This window comes from Serratia sp. Sp408 (assembly GCF_057180665.1).
This window is the reverse complement of the sequence record NZ_JBXUFT010000001.1, coordinates 1662271-1680495: the sequence shown is the minus strand read 5'-3', so window position 1 is coordinate 1680495 and position 18225 is coordinate 1662271. Positions and strand designations below refer to the sequence as shown.

The 18225-nt window shown below is 56.6% G+C and carries 15 protein-coding genes; 5 read left to right on the top strand and 10 right to left on the bottom strand.

From position 1 onward, the window contains the following. Positions 1 to 5: 5 nt before the first annotated feature. The gene (nhaB, locus tag AC2AXP_RS07890) at positions 6 to 1568 is read right to left on the bottom strand and encodes a sodium/proton antiporter NhaB (RefSeq protein WP_004962231.1); all 1563 of its coding nucleotides are present in this window, start codon (positions 1566 to 1568) and stop codon (positions 6 to 8) included. A gap of 241 nt (positions 1569 to 1809) precedes the next feature. Here nhaB and fadR point away from each other — a divergent pair, with 241 nt between their 5' ends. Next, the gene (gene fadR, locus AC2AXP_RS07885; protein WP_004962234.1) at positions 1810 to 2529 is read left to right on the top strand and encodes a fatty acid metabolism transcriptional regulator FadR; all 720 of its coding nucleotides are present in this window, start codon (positions 1810 to 1812) and stop codon (positions 2527 to 2529) included. 59 nt (positions 2530 to 2588) lie between these two features. Here fadR and AC2AXP_RS07880 read toward each other — a convergent pair whose 3' ends face one another. Beyond that, entirely contained in the window at positions 2589 to 4124 is a 1536-nt protein-coding gene (locus tag AC2AXP_RS07880; protein WP_004962236.1) for a SpoVR family protein, read from the bottom strand. Positions 4125 to 4650: 526 nt separating this feature from the next. Between AC2AXP_RS07880 and AC2AXP_RS07875 the strand changes: the two genes are divergently transcribed. Together AC2AXP_RS07875 and dadX are read left to right on the top strand one after the other, a co-directional pair. Next, on the top strand, positions 4651 to 5955 hold the full coding sequence (locus tag AC2AXP_RS07875; protein ID WP_004962245.1) for a D-amino acid dehydrogenase: 1305 nt from the start codon (positions 4651 to 4653) through the stop codon (positions 5953 to 5955). Between the two features lie 62 nt (positions 5956 to 6017). Beyond that, complete coding sequence (gene dadX / locus AC2AXP_RS07870; RefSeq protein ID WP_430299124.1) at positions 6018 to 7088, top strand: catabolic alanine racemase DadX; 1071 nt, start codon at positions 6018 to 6020, stop codon at positions 7086 to 7088. Here dadX and AC2AXP_RS07865 read toward each other — a convergent pair. The 7 genes from AC2AXP_RS07865 to AC2AXP_RS07835 form a co-directional block, all read right to left on the bottom strand. Next, the gene (locus AC2AXP_RS07865) at positions 7085 to 8278 is read right to left on the bottom strand and encodes a Bcr/CflA family efflux MFS transporter (RefSeq protein WP_273869754.1); all 1194 of its coding nucleotides are present in this window, start codon (positions 8276 to 8278) and stop codon (positions 7085 to 7087) included. The two genes, dadX and AC2AXP_RS07865, sit on opposite strands and share 4 nt — an antisense overlap. Before the next feature lie 120 nt (positions 8279 to 8398). Further along, on the bottom strand, positions 8399 to 8968 hold the full coding sequence (locus AC2AXP_RS07860; RefSeq protein ID WP_004962256.1) for a 3'-5' exonuclease: 570 nt from the start codon (positions 8966 to 8968) through the stop codon (positions 8399 to 8401). 29 nt (positions 8969 to 8997) lie between these two features. Next, positions 8998 to 10752: an ABC transporter permease subunit gene (locus tag AC2AXP_RS07855; RefSeq protein WP_430299123.1), complete on the bottom strand. Its 1755-nt coding sequence runs from the start codon at positions 10750 to 10752 to the stop codon at positions 8998 to 9000. Beyond that, positions 10749 to 12257: an ABC transporter substrate-binding protein gene (locus AC2AXP_RS07850; protein WP_430299122.1), complete on the bottom strand. Its 1509-nt coding sequence runs from the start codon at positions 12255 to 12257 to the stop codon at positions 10749 to 10751. The genes AC2AXP_RS07855 and AC2AXP_RS07850 overlap by 4 nt, the downstream gene beginning before the upstream one ends. Further along, entirely contained in the window at positions 12257 to 13042 is a 786-nt protein-coding gene (locus tag AC2AXP_RS07845; RefSeq protein WP_198773976.1) for an ABC transporter ATP-binding protein, read from the bottom strand. The genes AC2AXP_RS07850 and AC2AXP_RS07845 overlap by 1 nt, the downstream gene beginning before the upstream one ends. Before the next feature lie 2 nt (positions 13043 to 13044). Continuing rightward, positions 13045 to 13860 carry an ATP-binding cassette domain-containing protein gene (locus AC2AXP_RS07840; RefSeq protein WP_004962270.1) on the bottom strand — a complete coding sequence of 272 codons (816 nt, stop codon included), beginning with the start codon at positions 13858 to 13860 and terminating at the stop codon, positions 13045 to 13047. Between the two features lie 319 nt (positions 13861 to 14179). Beyond that, positions 14180 to 14491, bottom strand: coding sequence for a hypothetical protein (locus AC2AXP_RS07835; protein ID WP_233092447.1), 312 nt, complete (start codon positions 14489 to 14491; stop codon positions 14180 to 14182). 343 nt (positions 14492 to 14834) lie between these two features. Here AC2AXP_RS07835 and AC2AXP_RS07830 point away from each other — a divergent pair, with 343 nt between their 5' ends. Further along, on the top strand, positions 14835 to 15122 hold the full coding sequence (locus tag AC2AXP_RS07830; RefSeq protein WP_004962280.1) for a hypothetical protein: 288 nt from the start codon (positions 14835 to 14837) through the stop codon (positions 15120 to 15122). Positions 15123 to 15395: 273 nt separating this feature from the next. Further along, entirely contained in the window at positions 15396 to 17513 is a 2118-nt protein-coding gene (locus AC2AXP_RS07825; protein ID WP_430299121.1) for a TonB-dependent siderophore receptor, read from the top strand. Positions 17514 to 17572: 59 nt separating this feature from the next. Here the strand turns inward: AC2AXP_RS07825 and AC2AXP_RS07820 are convergent, their stop codons facing one another. Then, a complete protein-coding gene (locus tag AC2AXP_RS07820; protein ID WP_004962283.1) occupies positions 17573 to 17749 on the bottom strand; it encodes a GhoT/OrtT family toxin in 177 nt (58 codons plus the stop codon). Positions 17750 to 18225: the final 476 nt, after the last annotated feature.

Below are 18225 nucleotides of genomic sequence, written 5' to 3'. Positions count from 1 at the left end.
GCCCGTTAGCCCAGGTGTACCGGCTGGCTGATCCAGTGCCATTGGGTTAACAGGTCGGTCATCGGTGCCAGGGTATATTCAACGCACAGCAGGCCGGTAATGGTCAGCACCAGCGTGTACGGCAATGCCATCCATACCATGCGGCCATAAGACAGGCGCACCAGCGGGGCGAGAGCCGAGGTCAACAGGAACAGGAACGCCGCCTGGCCATTGGGCGTGGCAACCGAGGGCAGGTTGGTACCTGTGTTGATCGCCACCGCCAGCATTTCGAACTGTTTGAGGGAAATGGCGCCGTTGGTCAGGGCGGCATGGGCTTCGTTGATGTACACGGTGCCGACAAAAACATTGTCGGATACCGAAGAAAGCAGACCGTTGAACAGGTAGAACAACACCAGCTGCGCCGACGGTTCGGCCTGCAGCACGAAGGTGATGACCGGCGTAAACAGATGTTGTTCAATAATGACCGCCACCACGGTGAAGAACACCGTCAGCAGGGCGGTAAACGGCAACGCTTCCTGGAATGCCTTGCCGATGGCGTGTTCGTCGGTCACGCCGCATAACGAGGTGGCGAGGATAATCACCGACAGGCCGATCAGACCAACTTCGGCCAGGTGCAGCGCCAGCGCCAGAACCAGCCAAACGCCGATCAACGCCTGGATCACCAGTTTGACCTTGTCCTGGCGACTGCGTTTTTCGGTCGCTTTGATGTCATAGTCTTTCAGCACCTCACGCACGCGTTCCGGCAACGTTGCGCCGTAGCCAAAGACGCCAAAGCGCTCAACCAGCAGGCACACCAGTAAACCGCAGACGAAAACCGGTAGCGTAACCGGTGCCATGCGCAAAAAGAAATCGCCGAAGGCCCAACCGGCGCTCTTGGCGATGATCAGGTTTTGCGGCTCGCCCACCATGGTCATGACGCCGCCCAGTGCGGTACCGACGCCGGCATGCATCAACAGGCTGCGCAGGAAGGCGCGGAACTGCTCCAGCGTTTGCTTGCGGTCTTCACCGTCAATATTACTGTCGTCACCAACGTCATGCTTACCGTCGGGTTGATTGGAGGCCACATTGTGATAAATCGAGTAAAACCCGGTGGCGACACTGATCACTACCGCAACCACCGTCAGCGCATCCAGAAACGCGGAAAGTACGGCCGCCGCCAGACAGAAGGCCAGCGACAGGCGCATTTTTGAACGAATATTCAGCAGCAGTTTAGTGAAGACGTACAGCAGCAACTGCTTCATGAAATAAATGCCGGCGACCATAAAGATCAGCAGCAGCAGGACGTCCAGATTATTGGCGATCTCCTCGCCAACGTGAGCTGGGCTGGTCATGCCGATAGCTACGGCTTCAATGGCCAGCAAACCGCCGGGCTGCAACGGGTAACACTTGAGTGCCATCGCCAGGGTAAAGATAAACTCCACCACCAGCAGCCAGCCGGCAGCGAACGGGCTGACCAGGAAAAAGACCAATGGATTGATCAATAAAAAGGCAATAATGGTCAGTTTGTACCAGTCGGGCGACTGGCCAAGAAAATTTTTTACTAGCGCACTGCGCGTTGTCATGTCCATGCTGCTTCTACAACCCTTTACCAAATAGTAACTGCTACCCTACCAATGCCACTTGCCGTGATGCAACCGAGACGGAAAATACCGACGAAAATTGGCACGCTTTGCTTTTTTTGCCTATTTTTTGCCAGGTTATGCACACTTTCGTTTATTGTTTTTCGCTCATGCTATGTCATGCCGGAGCGATCTGGTATGATCAGCAGACTACTAATTCTGATTATCGTCGCTACGGAACGTCAAAAACATGGTCATTAAGGCGCAGAGTCCTGCCGGTTTCGCGGAAGAATACATTATCGAAAGTATTTGGAATAATCGCTTCCCCCCTGGCTCTATTTTGCCCGCGGAGCGTGAGCTTTCTGAACTGATTGGGGTCACGCGCACCACGTTACGAGAGGTTTTGCAACGTTTGGCCCGTGACGGCTGGCTTACCATTCAGCATGGCAAACCGACCAAAGTGAACAACTTTTGGGAAACGTCCGGTCTTAATATTCTGGAAACGCTGGCGCGCCTCGATCATAACAGCGTGCCGCAGCTGATCGACAATCTGTTGTCGGTGCGCACCAATATTGCATCGATCTTTATCCGGGCGGCGGTACGCAACCATCCGGAACAGGCGCAGGAAGTGCTGGCAAAAGCCACCGAGGTGGAAGACCAGGCTGAAGCGTTCAACAAGCTGGATTACGAAATCTTCCGTGGGCTGGCGTTTGTTTCCGGCAATCCCATTTACGGTTTGATCTTCAACGGTCTCAAAGGCCTGTACACCCGCGTGGGTCGCTACTATTTCTCCAATCCGGAAGCGCGCAAGCTGGCGTTGAACTTCTACAGCAAGCTGTCGATGCTGTGCCACGAGAAAATGTACGATCAGGTGATGGATACGGTGCGTAATTATGGCAAGGAAAGCGGCGCCATCTGGCACAGTATGCAGGGCACCATGCCAAGCGATCTGACGGAAGCTCGTCGCTAGGGCAGGATTGGCAATCGAAAGGGGCGCACTGACTGGCGCCCCTTTTTTGTTGCGTTCAATTACAGCGTGTTGGGGCGCGGCGGGCAACGCTCCAGCAGTTCAATGCTGCCATCTTCGTTTTGCTGTTCCAAAATCACGTCGAACCCCCACAGGCGGTGCAGGTGCTTCATGACCTCGCGGCGGCTTTTGTCCAGCGGCGCACGCTCTTGCGGTACATAGCGCATGGTCAGTGAACGGTCGCCGCGCAGGTCAACGTTCCAGATTTGGATGTTCGGTTCGTGATTGCTCAGGTTGTACTGGGCTGACAATTCCTGGCGAATCGCCCGATAGCCGGCTTCGTCATGGATTGCCGCGATCTCCAGATAATTGTTGCGATCGTCATCCAGCACGGTAAACAACCGGAAGTCACGCATCACCTTCGGCGACAGAAACTGGCTGATAAAACTTTCGTCCTTGAAGTCCCGCATGGCGAAATGCAGGGTGTCCAGCCAGTCTTTGCCGGCGATATCCGGGAACCAGTAGCGATCTTCTTCCGTCGGCGACTGGCAGATACGTTTGATATCCTGGAACATGGCGAACCCGAGGGCATACGGGTTGATGCCATTGTAATAAGGGCTGTTGTACGGCGGTTGGTATACCACGTTGGTATGGCTGTGCAGGAACTCGAGCATAAAGCGATCGCTCACCCGGCCTTCGTCGTACAGGTGATTGAGAATGGTGTAATGCCAGAAGGTCGCCCAGCCTTCGTTCATCACCTGCGTCTGCTTCTGCGGATAGAAATACTGACTCACCTTGCGTACGATGCGCAGCACTTCGCGCTGCCACGGTTCCAGCAGCGGTGCGTTCTTCTCCATAAAATAGAGAATATTTTCCTGCGGCTCGGCGGGATAGCGGTGAGCCTGTTCCGGCGCTTCTTCCCGCTCGACGCGCGGCAGGGTTTTCCACAGCGAATTGACCTGGCTTTGCAGGTATTCTTCCCGGCTTTTTTGCCGAGCCTTTTCCTCCTGCAATGAAATTTTCTGTGGGCGTTTATAGCGATCGACGCCGTAACTCATCAATGCATGGCAGGAGTCGAGCAGTTTTTCCACTTCGACCACCCCGTAGCGCTCTTCGCATTCGCTGATGTAGTGGCGGGCGAACAGCAGATAATCGACGATCGAACTGGCATCGGTCCAACTGCGGAACAGATAGTTGTTCTTGAAAAATGAATTATGTCCATAACAGGCATGCGCCATCACCAGCGCTTGCATGGTGATGGTATTTTCTTCCATCAGATAGGCAATGCAGGGATTGGAGTTGATAACGATTTCATAGGCCAACCCTTGCTGTCCATGCTTGTAGCGCTGCTCGGTCTCGATGAATTTTTTGCCGAATGACCAATGGGTATAGTTGATCGGCATACCGACGCTGGAATAGGCATCCATCATCTGTTCGGAGGTAATCACTTCGATTTGATGCGGATAGGTGTCCAGTCGGTAATGCTTGGCTACGCGATCGATATGATCCAGATACACTTGCAGCAGCTCGAACGTCCAGTCCGGTCCATCGCTCAGACGTTTTTCATCCGTAATGTGATCATGTGTTGAAGTAGACATCAGCGCACCCCTCGTTATTAACGGGCCCGGCTCATAGCGGCGGCCCTGTAACAATCGTAGCTCAAAACCGGGCAGGGGGGATGGGTTATAAAACCTAAAAATTCAACGCACTGGCTCATCGGTCAAGGTCGTCCGATTTATGAGCGAATTTTTATGCTGACGCCGAGTGCGCTCCCTGGCAAATGATATTGCGATAAATAGGCTGTTTTATGGATTATTATTCTGCGGTTAATGGTGGCGATATTTTTATATTCTGTTAATGGCATGTTGCACGCTAGGCCAATTTACGATGATGACAATGCTGTCAATGCTAGCAAAAAAGACGGTAATTGGCCGGTTATAGCGGCTTTTGCCACAGGTTATCGCTATTTGTTGCCGTCTATTGCAAAACAATCTCAGTTGAACGATAAATTAATTGTGAAATCAGTCACGTTTGATGATTAATTTGTTGGATGGTTTTTTCCTCTGAGTTAATTTCCTGTGAGCAGAATATTATGCTTTATCATGCCTGGGGCCGGAGTCAACGATGCGAGTGTTAATTTTAGGTAGTGGGGTAGTCGGCGTAGCCAGTGCCTGGTATTTGGCGAAGGCCGGTCATGAGGTTACGGTGATCGACCGTCAATCGGGCCCGGCGATGGAAACCAGCGCCGCCAATGCCGGCCAGATCTCCCCCGGTTACGCCGCGCCCTGGGCCGCTCCCGGCGTGCCGTTGAAAGCAATTAAATGGATGTTCCAACGCCATGCGCCATTAGCGATTCGCCTGGACGGCAGCAGCTTCCAGCTCAACTGGATGTGGCAGATGCTGAAAAACTGCAATGTCTCCCATTACATGACCAACAAAGGGCGCATGGTGCGGTTGGCCGAATACAGCCGTGACTGCATCAAAGCACTGCGCCAGGAAACCGGCATTCAATACGAAGGTCGCCAGGGCGGTACCTTGCAACTGTTCCGTACCCAGCAGCAGTATGAAAACGCCGCGAAGGACATCGCAGTATTGGAAGATGCCGGTGTCCCGTATAAATTGCTCGATGCAGGCCAACTGGCAAGCGCTGAACCGGCGCTGGCTCAGGTTGCGCATAAACTGACCGGTGGCTTGCAGTTGCCGAATGACGAAACCGGTGATTGTCAGCTGTTTACCCAGCAATTGGCGGCGATGGCGCAACAGGCGGGCGTAACCTTTCTGTACAACCACAGCGTGGATCGCCTGCTGGTGGAGGGGGACAAAATTAGCGGTGTGCAATGTGGCGACCAGCTATTGACCGCCGACAGCTATGTGGTTGCCTTCGGTTCCTATTCCACCGCGCTGCTGCGTGGGCTGGTGTCGATACCGGTATATCCGTTGAAAGGCTATTCGCTGACTATTCCGATTACCGACGCCTCGGCGGCACCGTTTTCGACCGTGCTGGATGAAACCTACAAAATCGCCATTACCCGCTTCGACCAGCGTATCCGCGTTGGCGGCATGGCCGAGATCGTCGGGTTCAATACCGAGTTGGAGCAAAAGCGCCGCGCAACGCTGGAGATGGTGGTGCGCGATCTGTATCCGAACGGCGGCAACGTCGAACAGGCGACCTTCTGGACCGGGCTACGCCCGATGACGCCGGACGGCACGCCGATAGTCGGTCGCACCTCGGTGAAAAACCTCTACCTGAACACCGGTCATGGCACGCTGGGATGGACCATGGCCTGCGGTTCCGGCCAGTTGCTTGCCGATCTGATCTCAGGGACCACCCCGGCAATACCCTCCGATGATTTATCGGTGGCGCGTTACAGTGCGGGGTTTCGCAACTCACGTAGCGTTCCGTTGAAAGGCGTGCACCCAGTACGTTAATCCTCGCATTATTGCCGCTGGTTCCCGCCAGCGGCCCATAAATCCGGCCCGAAGGAGAGCCCATGCCCCGCCCGATTAGCGCTACGCTGCATCTTGCCGCGTTTGACAATAACCTGCAGGTGATCCGCCGCTTTGCGCCAACCGCCAAAATCTGGTCGGTGGTCAAGGCCAATGCCTATGGCCATGGGATTGACCGGGTATGGCAAAGCCTGGCGAACACCGACGGTTTCGCCCTGCTGGATCTCGCCGAAGCGGTGATGCTGCGTGAGGCCGGCTGGCAAGGGCCGATACTGCTGCTGGAGGGGTTTTTCCAGGCGCAAGACCTGGCGCTGATTGACCGTTATCGTCTGACAACCGCCGTGCACAGTGACTGGCAGTTGGCGGCCATTGCCGAGGCGCAACTGTCGGCCCCGCTGGCGGTTTACCTAAAAATCAACAGCGGCATGAACCGTCTGGGGTTTGCGCCGGCACGACTGCCGCAGGTCTGGCAGCAGGCGCAACAGATCCGCAATATTGCGGCGATCACGTTGATGAGCCATTTTGCCACCGCCGATGGCCCGCAGGGCGTGACGCAGCAGATGGCGACCATCGATGCCGCGGCAGCAGCGCTACCTTTGCCGCGTTGTCTGGCCAATTCCGCCGCGACGCTGTGGCACCCGGCGACGCACGGTAGTTGGGTGCGGCCAGGTATTGTACTCTATGGCGCATCGCCGAGCGGCCAGTGGCGTGATATCGCCGAGACCGGTCTTCAGCCGACGATGTCGCTGCGCAGTGAAATCATCGCGCTGCAAACGCTTCAGCCCGGCGATCGCGTCGGCTACGGCTGGCGCTACGCCGCATCTGCCGTACAGCGCATCGGCATCGTGGCCTGCGGTTATGCCGATGGCTATCCGCGCCATGCCCCCAGCGGTACGCCGGTATGGGTGGATGGGGTGTTGACGCGCACCGTAGGGACGGTTTCGATGGATATGCTGGCGGTTGATTTAACCTCCTGCCCGCAGGCCAGCATCGGTACGCCGGTGGAACTATGGGGACGTCATCTGCCGGTGGATGAGGTGGCCGCCGCAGCCGGTACGCTGGGGTACGAGCTGCTGACGGCGTTGGCTCAGCGGGTGCCGGTGGTAAGCGGTTAACCGATCTTGTTCAACTGACCTTTGATCTGCTTGCTGCGCTGGCGCGCGTGCAGCGCCAGAGCACATCCTGCCAGCATCACCAGCGCCAGCGCCAGCTTGGGCTGCAACGGCAGCGCCATGGCCAACAAGCCCAGCGCGGCGCCGCCGGCCATCTGCACAAAACCGACCAGCGCCGATGCGACACCGGCCTCGTTGGAATACGGCTCCAGCGCATAGCTGGTCGCCGGCCCCATCATAAATGCCAAACCGGCGCAGGCGCTGGCGACCGGCAGCATATATACCAGCCAGTGGGTTTGTGCCGCCGGCGGCAATACCGCCACGCCGAGCAGCAGGCCGAGACAGCCAAGCCCCATCAACAGACCGCCGGTGGCCAGACAGAACGGCCGCCCGACCTTGCGAATCAACCGGTTGGCGAAAAAACTCACCAGCATGATCCAGAAGCCGTTGGCGCCGAATACCAGCGAAAACTGCAACGGCGTTAGCCCGGCAGTGCCCATCAGCACATTGGGCGCCAACGAAACGTAGGTCAGCGCCATACCCATTGCGCCGGCGTTCACCAGCGAAAACGACAGAAAACGCCGTTGGCGCAAAATACCGGCATACTGGCGCAGCGGCAAGCTTTTAACCGGCAGCGTATCGGCCGGGCGGGTTTCCGGCAGGCGCAGGGCGATCAGTATCAATACCAGCAGCGCATAGCCGACCAGGAACCAGAACGGCGCGCGCCAGCCAAGGGCTTCCGCCAGCAGGCCGCCGAGCAATGGGGCGAGCGCCGGAATAATATTGAGCGTGCCATTCAGAAAACCAAAGGCGCGGGCGGCATCGTCGCCGTTCATGCGATCCCGCACGCCGCTAAATGCCACTACGGCGGTACAGCACACGGCAACGCCCTGCAACAGCCGCGAAGCGATAAACCAGCCAGGAGTGGTTGCCAACGCCGCCATCGCCGCGCCGATCATATAGATAACCACCCCGGCCAACGCGACCGGCTTGCGGCCATAGTTATCCACCAGCGGTCCGGCGATGATCTGGCCGAGTCCGAGCACCAGGATAAACAGCGAAATCGTCGATTGGATCAGCGCCTCGCTGCTGTTCAGGCCGACGGCAATCGCCGGAATGGTCGGCAGATAAAGATCGATGCCCAATGGGCCAAGCAACACCAGACTGAGAAGCAGTAACAGAAATTTTTGCATAACAAAAACAGCACATCCAAGTGACAAAGAGGGCTAGAGTAGTGGGTCTGGCGGCAAATGGAAAGAGCCGCCATGGCTGGCGTGCGGCCAGTCAGGCCGGAGAGCATCGAGCAAAGGGGGTTACGCTGTCGGAAGCGATGGACCTTTGCGGTAATACAATGCTGAAACCGCATCGGCGATGTAACGTGCCTGATGCTTGGCATCGTCCAGTGCCCGGTGTGGCGTGCCTTCAAACGGCCGGTCTTTTTTCGGGTTGAAACCGTGCAGTTCAGCCAGCGTAATTACCGTGCGGACATCCTGGGTATCCCAGAATTTCCACGGACAGGGCATGTCCAACTGCTGGTAGGCATGTTCGAGGATGGCACAATCAAACTCTTTGCCATTGCCCCAGACTTTGACGCTGTCGCTGCTGTTGATGTGGATAAACCGGCTGAAGCTGGTCAGCACCCGCTTGAGGCTGTCGCTGCCGGCAAACGCCAGTTTGCGTGCTTCATCCGACTGTCTGGCCCACCAGGCGACGGTATCCAGGCTGATGGTGCGCCCCGGCTGTGCCTTCTGGCTGCTGACGGCGGTTTCGAACTCGGCGCCCAACTGACCGGTACGTGGATCAAAGAATACCCCGGCGACGACCAGAATAACGGCACTCGGTTTGATATCCAGCGTTTCAATATCCAACATCAAATGATGCATTGGCAGATCCCAAGATTAATAACTTGCCACTATGGTACTACAAGCGCGGGATGACTGCGTGCTCGACCATGATTGCTCCCCAGCGCTCCGGCCAATGACACCGCCAGTAACGACAATAGCAACAGCGCGCAGGCCGGTGCCAATACCGTCCACGGCGCGCGCTCGAGATACGGCATGCCTTCGGCCAGCACCAATCCCCATTCGGCGCTGGGCGGTTGCGGCCCCAGGCCAAGAAAACTCAAGGCGGCCAGCGCCAGCGCAATACCCGGCAGCCGTAACATGGCATGACGCGATAGCGGGCCGATCACCGCCGGCAGCAGATAATGCGTCAGTCTACGCAGCGGACCGACGCCCAGTATCGGCAACATGCGAATATAGGGCTGTCGGCGGGTTTCGTGCAGCAACGCGGCACAGTGCGCGGCCAGTGGCGCCCAACTGACCAGCAACACCGCGCAGGCTGCGCCGTAGGATGAGGGACCGGTGACGGCGACAACCATCAATCCGGCGATAATCGGCGGCGTAGCGTTGGCGGTTTCGATGATGCCGCACAGCAGCCGTGGCATCAGGCCAAGCAATAATCCCAACAACAGCGCACAGACGCTGACCGCCAGTGCCAGCAGGCTGGTATGCCACGCGCCGTAAGCCACCCGCGCCAGGATATCGCGGCCGGTGGCGTCGGCACCGAGCGGCAACGCCAGACTGGGCGGTTGCAGGCGTAAATGCAGCGATGCCAGCGGATCGCGTAACAAACCGCTCAATATCAGCAGGCACAGAATGACCGCGGTAATGCCAACAACCAGATAACCGCCGTGGTGCACGGCTTCCGCCGGGCGGGTATTGGGCAGCGTGATGCCGCTACGTCTCAGTAGCAGGTAGTGTAACGTGTGTGCCAACAGGCCGGCGGCAAATGCGATGGCCAACAGCAATAACACGCCACACTGCAACGCCGGTAAATCCTGCGCGACGGCAGCGCCCAGCGTGGCACGCCCGAGGCCCGGAATGGCAAAGATCTTTTCTACCGCCACCGCTCCGCCGGTGAGGCCGACCAGTACCAGCCCCAACTGCGGCAATAACGCCGGCAGGGTGCGCCGAAACACCGCCAGCAGGCGCTGATGCCAGGGAATGCCGGCCAGGCACCAGTTTAATAACCAGCGCTCGCTGAAGGTTAGCGCCAGTCCGTCGTTGAGCAACAGGCCGAGCAGTCCGCCGGCGGGCAAGCCCAGCGCCAATGCAGGTAAAACCGCGTGTTGCCAACCTTGCCAGCCAAACGGCGGCAGCCAGCCTAACCAGACCGCGCCGACGATCAATAACAGCGTCGCCAACAGAAACTCTGGCAGAGCGGTCAGGCTGGTGGCGATAATGCCGACGGAGGGGCGGTTAACGCCGCGCAAGCCGCGCCATAGGGTTGGTACTGCCAGCAACAGGGCGATGGCCAGCGCAACCGCTAGCGCGTAGGCCATCAAGCTTAATGAAACGCCGGTGGCGCGTAGCATGCCAGGCAGTACCGGTTGGCCGGAAATCCACGAGTTGCCGGCATCGCCGTGCAGCAATCCTGACAACCAATGCCCCAACAGAGCCAAGGGGCCGTCTTCCAGCCCGTAACGCTGGCGTATGGCGTCCAATGCTTCAGGCGTGGCGATCTGATCCCCGGAGCGCGCGCGCAGCAGGCTCAGTGCCGGATCGCGTCCCGACAGCCACGGCAGTAATCCGATTAGCATCACCGTACTCGCCAATGCCAGTAAACGTGAACCCCAGGGCAACGCCGATTGCACTATATGCCTCATTGCGGCTGCACCACTCGCGATGCCGGCGTGATCAGCAGGCGCTCACGCGGATCGCGCGCCACCTGTTGCACGCCGGCGGCCTCGCCTTGAATCACCCGTTCATGCAGCAGTGGAATGGCCGCATGGGTTGCCAGTATGCGGCTTTCTGCCGCGATGATGGCCTGCCGCCGTTCGACGCCGGCAGGCAGGGCGGCAGCGTGGCCTAGTGCGGCATCTACCTGACTGTCGCACAGTTGCGCGAGGTTAAACGAACCCTGACAGGCAAAGTCGCTGTACAGATAAGCGACCGGATCGCCGGAGTCCAGCACGGTGGCGCGTGACAGGATGAATGCGTCGAACTTGCCCGCCAGCGCATCGGCTTCAATATGCGCGTATTCGCGGACTTCCTGTTTGACCACAAAGCCGGCGGCGGCGAGTTGCTGTGCCAGATATACTGCTACTTCAGGCAGTTCTGCACGATCGCTGAAGGTTGCCAGAGTGATAACGGCTCCGTTGGCCGACGCTGGAGGCGTGATGGGCGGTTGCGGCTGTCGCAGCGCAGCCGCCCAGGGCAACGCCGGGCCAAGCAGGCCAGCGGCGATGTCTGCCCGTCCTTCGTACACGTTTTCCACCAGCGGCTGGCGTTGAATCGCCGTCGCCGCCAGCGCACGCAGCGCCGGGTCGCTAAACGTGCCGTACTGCGTATTGAGATACAGCGTATTGGTGCGCGGCATCGGAACTTGATGTACCCGGGGCGGATCGATCAGCGCCACCTGTGCCACCGGCACGGCTTCGACCACATCGGCTTCGCCGGTGCGCAGCGCGGCGGCGCGAGCGCTGCCGTCAGGCACGAAACTGACGTCAATTCCCGGTGCGGCGGCGCGCTGCCCCCAATAGCCGTCAAAGCGATCCAGCTTGGCGCTGCTGGTGCCGTTGACTGCGGTCAGTACAAACGCCCCGGTGCCGGCACGCAGCGGATTGACCACGCCGTTGGCGCCATAGGCGCGCTCGGCCAGTATCGCCAATTGCGGACTCGACAGCCGCTGGGGCAGCAACGGATCGGGCGTCGCGGTGCTGACCATGACCGTATACTCATCGTCAGCCTTGACGTTGAGCTGTACGCCGTCAAGGATGCGCGGTTTGGGCGCAGCCTGCATGGCGGCAGTCAGAGAACGCACTACGCTGAGGGCGTTAAACAGCGTGCCATCGTGAAATCTGACGCCCTGACGCAACTGAAAACGCCAGCGGTGTGCGTCAATCTGCTGCCATTTTTCCGCCAGTGCCGGCGTGGCATCACCGTTAGCATTTAACGTTACCAGCGTTTCGGCATTGCTCCAGCGTGACAGTTTAAAGGCGTCATCGCTCAACGGGGTCAGGCCGGATCGCGGTGGTTGCAGCATGGCTACCCGCAGGCGTTGCTCGCCGTCGTGGTTTTTGGGTTGTTGCGGTGGATCGAAACAGCCGCTTAGCAATAAGCTGCCGGTCAGCACACAGCCGATCGGGTTTGGTAAGCGCAGGTATGGCATCAACAGCTCCATGGTATTTCAGCAGGGGGACAAGGAACCGGCGGGATCGCGGCGATCAGCGCCTGGGTGGCGGTGTGACGTGGTGCCTGCAACAGCTCGGCGGTCGGGCGGTCTTCGACGATCCGACCCTGATCCATGACCAGTGTGCGTTGGCACAAGGCGCTGACCAGCGAAATATCATGCGAAACAATCAGCATACCCATTTTTTGCCGTTGGGCGAGGCTCGCCAGCAGGGTAATAATCTGCCGCCGCAGGGGCAGATCAAGCCCGCTCACTGGTTCATCGGCCAATAAAAATCGTGGCTGCACGACCATGGCGCGTGCCAGCGCCACCCGCTGGGCCTGGCCGCCAGACAGTTCGCCTGGCCGGGCTTGCATCAGTCGATCATCAAGCTCCACCTGGCGCAACGCCTGGGCAACGCGTGATGCCACATTGCCAGCATCGGTCAGTTGACGCAGCGGTTCGGCAATCAGCTGTGCGACGTTATGGCGTGGGTTAAGCGATGCCACAGCGTCCTGCGGTACGTATTGTACCAATCGCCGATACCAGCGCAGCTTACTGCCCGTTGCCGCAGCGATCGGCTGCCCCTGGCAGACGATGCGTCCACCATCGCAGGCATCGAGTGCCAGCAGCAGCTTCAGCAGGGTTGTTTTACCGGCACCGGAGCAGCCGACCAATCCGACGCATTCATCAGCGCGCAGATTAATATTGCAGGGCCAAAGGCCGGTTTTGTGTCCATCATAAAGTCGGCTGACGTTTTGCAAACTGATAAATGACTCAAACATGGTTAACCTGCCTGACGCAAATGCGGACTGTCACCTGGTGGCGGCGTCTGCATCTGCATCGCCGCCACCAACCGTTGGCTATAGGGATGTTTTGGTTGTTGCAGTAACTGGTCCAACGGGCCTTGCTCAACCAGACGGCCATGCGACAGCACCAGCGCGCGCTGGCACAGCCCTGCGGCAAGCGCGATATCGTGAGTAATAAACAGCAGTGCGGGGGCGGCGTGCGGCCGATGATGGCTGCGCAATACCTCGAGCAATTGGTGCTGGCTGACCATATCCAATGCGCTGGTGGGTTCATCGGCAATCAGCAGCGACGGCTGGCCTGCCAGCGCCAGAGCGGTACAGATGCGCTGGCATTGTCCACCAGACAGTTGGCCGGGATAGCGTGCCAGCGTCTGCTGCGGTGACAAACCGAGCGCCTGCAGCATATCGCTGGCGCAGTGGTTGGCCTGGCGGCGGGAAAGTGAGCGTTGATAGCGTAGCGCCATCGTCAATTGCTGGCCAACCGTGACCAATGGGTTCAGTGCGGTGAACGGATCCTGGAAAATCGCCGCTATCGGCAGACGGCCACGTTGTTGCAGACGCACGCCTGCCAAGGGGATGCCATGCAGGCTGATGCTGCCATCAACCTCCGCATTGGACGCCAGCGTACCAAGCAGCGCTGCAGCGGTCAGCGATTTACCGGCGCCGGAAGCGCCGAGCAAACAGACGCGCTCGCCGGCATGCAGCACGAAGTTCAAATCCTGTATTTTGCGTTCGCCATCGAGCGTGATGTTTAATTGTTGTACGGCCAAAACCGGCGGGTGGGGTTGTTCCATGTCACCGTCTACGCAGAGAAGTTTATGATATGTGATAACATAACATTATTAATCTGGCGATGACCACCGTTATTCATCAGCGGAGCGGCATGCGGTCGCTACAAAATCACGCTATGATAGGCGCTGTTTTGCTACCACAGTGGTTGTTATTGGTGAGAACGCTGATCTTTATTTTATGTATGTTGATCTATCTGCTGCTATTGGGATACCTCGGTGCGTACGTCACCGACAAGATCTGTGAGCAATCCAGCAGTTACAGCAAAGTTTGTCGTATGGTTGATGTATCTGAGCCACATATCCCCAGCGAACTGCGGCCGTCTCACGACAAATAATCAATGGTAATCAATCTGGTCACCAGCGCTGCAATGGCGATCAGCGCTACGGCCTGTTTCCACCCCAAGGCCGCCAGCCAGTCCTGTTTTACCGGCGGCGTCGCCATTTGTCCGATCACCACGGTGCCGGTCAGCAACAGGGTGATGATCAGCAATACCAAAGCACAGCCGAACAGGCCGAACTCGACGTGCAGCACATTGGCGTAATACAGGCGCATAATGATAAAGTAAACCAGCATCACCCAGGTGAAGCGCGTCCGTTTCTTCAGGATCTGATGCAATAGGCAGGCAATGAACAAACTATGTGCTACAGAAACCAGGGGCATTTCGATCGGATGTCGCACGCAGGTGTTATAAACTGCCATATAAATATTAAATATCAACAGCACGTAGATTGTATAAATATACCAACCGTAAATTATTTTTCTTTTTCTTGCGTTGGCGATGTTTGAATCATCGTCTGATTGCATGGTGCCCTCCTTGAGTTGCTCCGTTTTTAACATCGCATAACTAAATGGAAACTAAACATCCCGGCGGATTTATTTTTTAGTCGGCAAGGAACTCTACAACGTTCATTTTGTCTGTTGATAACGGTGTCTTTATTGCGTTGGTTAACCAGTAAAAATATGGTAACTTTTTGATATGAAAGATTTTAGTAACAGTATTTTTACCCAGCTGGCCATGGCGATGATGCTGCTGGTGTATTTGATTCTGCCGCCGGCATTAACCACCTATTACTTCCTTCAGCTTAATCTTAATCCTTTTGCCATTATTAAATTCTGGCATTACAACCCGTTCTCCGCTGCTCGCGGTATTCCAGCCTATCAGCCTTTTTTATATCTACTGGCGCTATGGTTGGCGTTGAACGTGGTAATTTTTGGCTGCATGTTGCTTATTTCCCGCCTGATTTCATTTTTTAACCCTCGTTAAGCGGGCAGTTTTGTCTGATGCCGACAGGTAATACCCACAGTATTTTCAAGCTTACTGTCAAGCCCAGCTTGACAGGAAAATCTGATAGCCTCGACAAAAAATGCAACGCTGCTTGAACTTAAACCATCATAAAGATAATAATTATCATTGCCATTCGTTTTATCGTTTGTTTTTTGCACCGATGCTTGGGGAACCTTTTTGCGGATGCGGCAGCCAGCGTTGCTGCCGGCAGGAGCATGCGGTGATTTTTTATCGCTTCTACAGGAATTAACTATGTCTGGGAATTTACTCACCAAACGCAGTGCGGTGTTTTGCTCCATCGCGTTGTTTATGCCACTGGCCTCGTGGGCCGAAGATACGCTGGTGGTCAGCGCAGCGCCGGCCGATACGGCGGATTCAGCAACCCACGGCTACACCGCCGCCACCAGCCGTGGGGCGACAAAAACCGATACGCCGTTGATTTTAACCGCACAGTCGGTTTCGGTTATCACGCGTCAACAAATGACCGATCAGAATGCGCTCACCGTTAATGATGCGCTGAAGTATACACCTGGCGTCTTCACTAACTTTGCCGGTGGCGCCACGCGCTACGACACCATTGCACTGCGCGGATTTCACGGCGGTGATGTCAACAATACCTTTCTGGACGGACTCCGTCTGCTGAGTGACAGCGGCAGCTACAACGCGTTGCAGGTCGATCCCTGGTTCCTCGAACGCATTGACGTGATCAAAGGGCCATCCTCGGTAATGTATGGTCAGAGTATTCCCGGCGGGCTGGTGGCGTTGACCAGTAAACAGCCGCGTTTCGCCAGCGAAGGGCATGTCAACGTGATGGGGGGTAACAACGCCACCAAAGGCGGCGCTTTTGACGTTACCGGGCCGTTATCCGAGCAGTGGGCCTATCGTTTGACCGGCATGACCCGTAGCAGTGAAACCATGTACGATCACCAGCGTGAAGAACGCTACGCAATCGCTCCTTCGTTGCTGTGGCAACCGACGGCCAATACCTCGCTGCTGCTGAAGGCGTACCTGCAAAAAGATCCTTCCGGCGGCTACCACAGCGCAGTGCCTGCCGACGGCAGCCTGTATTCCAGCCAGGGCGATAAGCTGGGTCGCGGTTTCTTCGACGGCGACAGCGGTCATAACGTCTTCAAGCGCTGGGAGCAAATCTACAGCTACGCATTTTCCCACAGCTTTAACGACGTGTGGACTTTCCGGCAAAACGGCAGCTACACCCATTCCAACGTAGCGTTGGAACAGGTGTATCAGATTGGCTGGAATGACGATCACAGTATGTTGCACCGCTACTACAGCGGCTCCAATACCTCCCTGGATGCCTATGCGGTGGATAACCAACTGGAAGCCGATTTTGCTACCGGTCCGGTGGAGCATAAGGTGATGCTGGGGCTCGATTATCAGCGTTTTCGCAACAACCTGTGGGATGAAACTGCGCAGGCAACCGATTTGAACCCCTATACCGGCGCCGCGCAGCAGCCGGTGCTCAGTAACCTGGCACGCACCGATTCACGACGCCACTATGAACAGACCGGCGTGTATTTGCAGGATGAAATCAGCCTGTATAACTGGTATCTCAATTTGTCGGGCCGCTACGATCGCCTGGAAAGCAAGAACGACAACCTGACGGCTGGTACTTCCGATGCGCGCAACGATCACCACTTCAGCGGCCGTGCCTCGCTGCTGTACAACTTCGACAATGGGCTGTCCCCTTACGCCAGTTACAGCTCTGCGGTAACGCCGGAAGCGTTGGCGGATCAGGACGGGCATATGCTCAAGCCGAGTACCAGCGAGCAGTATGAGGTCGGCCTCAAGTACCAACCGCCCGGCAGCAGCTCGCTGTACAGTGTGGCGTTGTACGACCTGACGCAGAAAAACGTGGCAAATCGGGTGGTGCAGCAAAGCTATTACGTCCCGGCGGGCAAGGTTCATTCGCAGGGGATTGAATTGGAGGCGCGTACCAGGCTGTCCGACCGTCTGAGCCTGATCGCCGGCTATAGTTACAATAAAGTGAAGTTCAAAGATGCGGTTGATGGCAATGACGGCAATACGCCTTATTTGGCACCGGATCAAACGGCATCCCTGTGGGGGCAATATGACGCAGGCTATGGCGTTAACCTGGGGGCAGGGGTGCGTTACATCGGAAAACAATGGGCTGATAACGAAAATACTTTGCGTATTCCTTCGGTGACCTTACTGGATGCATCGGTGAGAATGAAGATGGATCAGTTGGCGCCGTCGTTGAAAGGAGCCTATGTGCAGTTGAACGTCAATAACCTGACCGACAGGAAATACGTCGCTGCCTGTTATGGCACCGGTTATTGCTATTGGGGGCAGGAGCGTAGCGTCGTTGCTACCGTGGGTTACGATTTCTGATCGCCATGCCAGGGTAAACCATTAACACCCCGTCGCAGTGCAGGCGGGGTGATTCCGGCTTAAAACAGCGAAAACAACAATACTACCGGCAGACTTAATGGCCAGGTCAGGCCGATGGTGAGTGCGCTGATACAGCGAATTTTAACCGTGTCCCGGCTAACCAGATAGGTAAATACCATAGAAAATAACAGGCCAAACAAATAAAAATATTGTGTAGCAACCCACAGCGACGACATGAAACCGATTCCAATGACTTAATTTAGCCGCGCATTCTAGGAGTTTCCCCTCGTCGAATCAACGGTTGCTGCATGCTAAGACGCCGTATCTTTATTTCCTGAGGTAATATCACCTTGGCGAGCCGCAATAACGTACCAATCTGCATTAATAAAACACCTCCATATAATAACATTATCGCAACGTTGTTATTACAATGCCCACATGATGGCAAAGAACGTTTATTTATTGGTTATAAGTATGTTTAACACCAGGTGATGGCATCTTCGGTTATTGCAAGCCTGGCGGATGTCTTTGCCGTTGGGTTGGCCGGGGAAGGGCCACCACAGCCGCCGTGGTCAGTGAAAGGTTACCCGCTGCTGGTGGCAGTCAATGATAAAAGCGCCGGCGTTGCTCAAGGCTTTTATGCAAAAAATACACCTAGCCGACAATGATCGCGTCAGTGTCGTCACCGACAGTATTGATCACTGATTGAAAT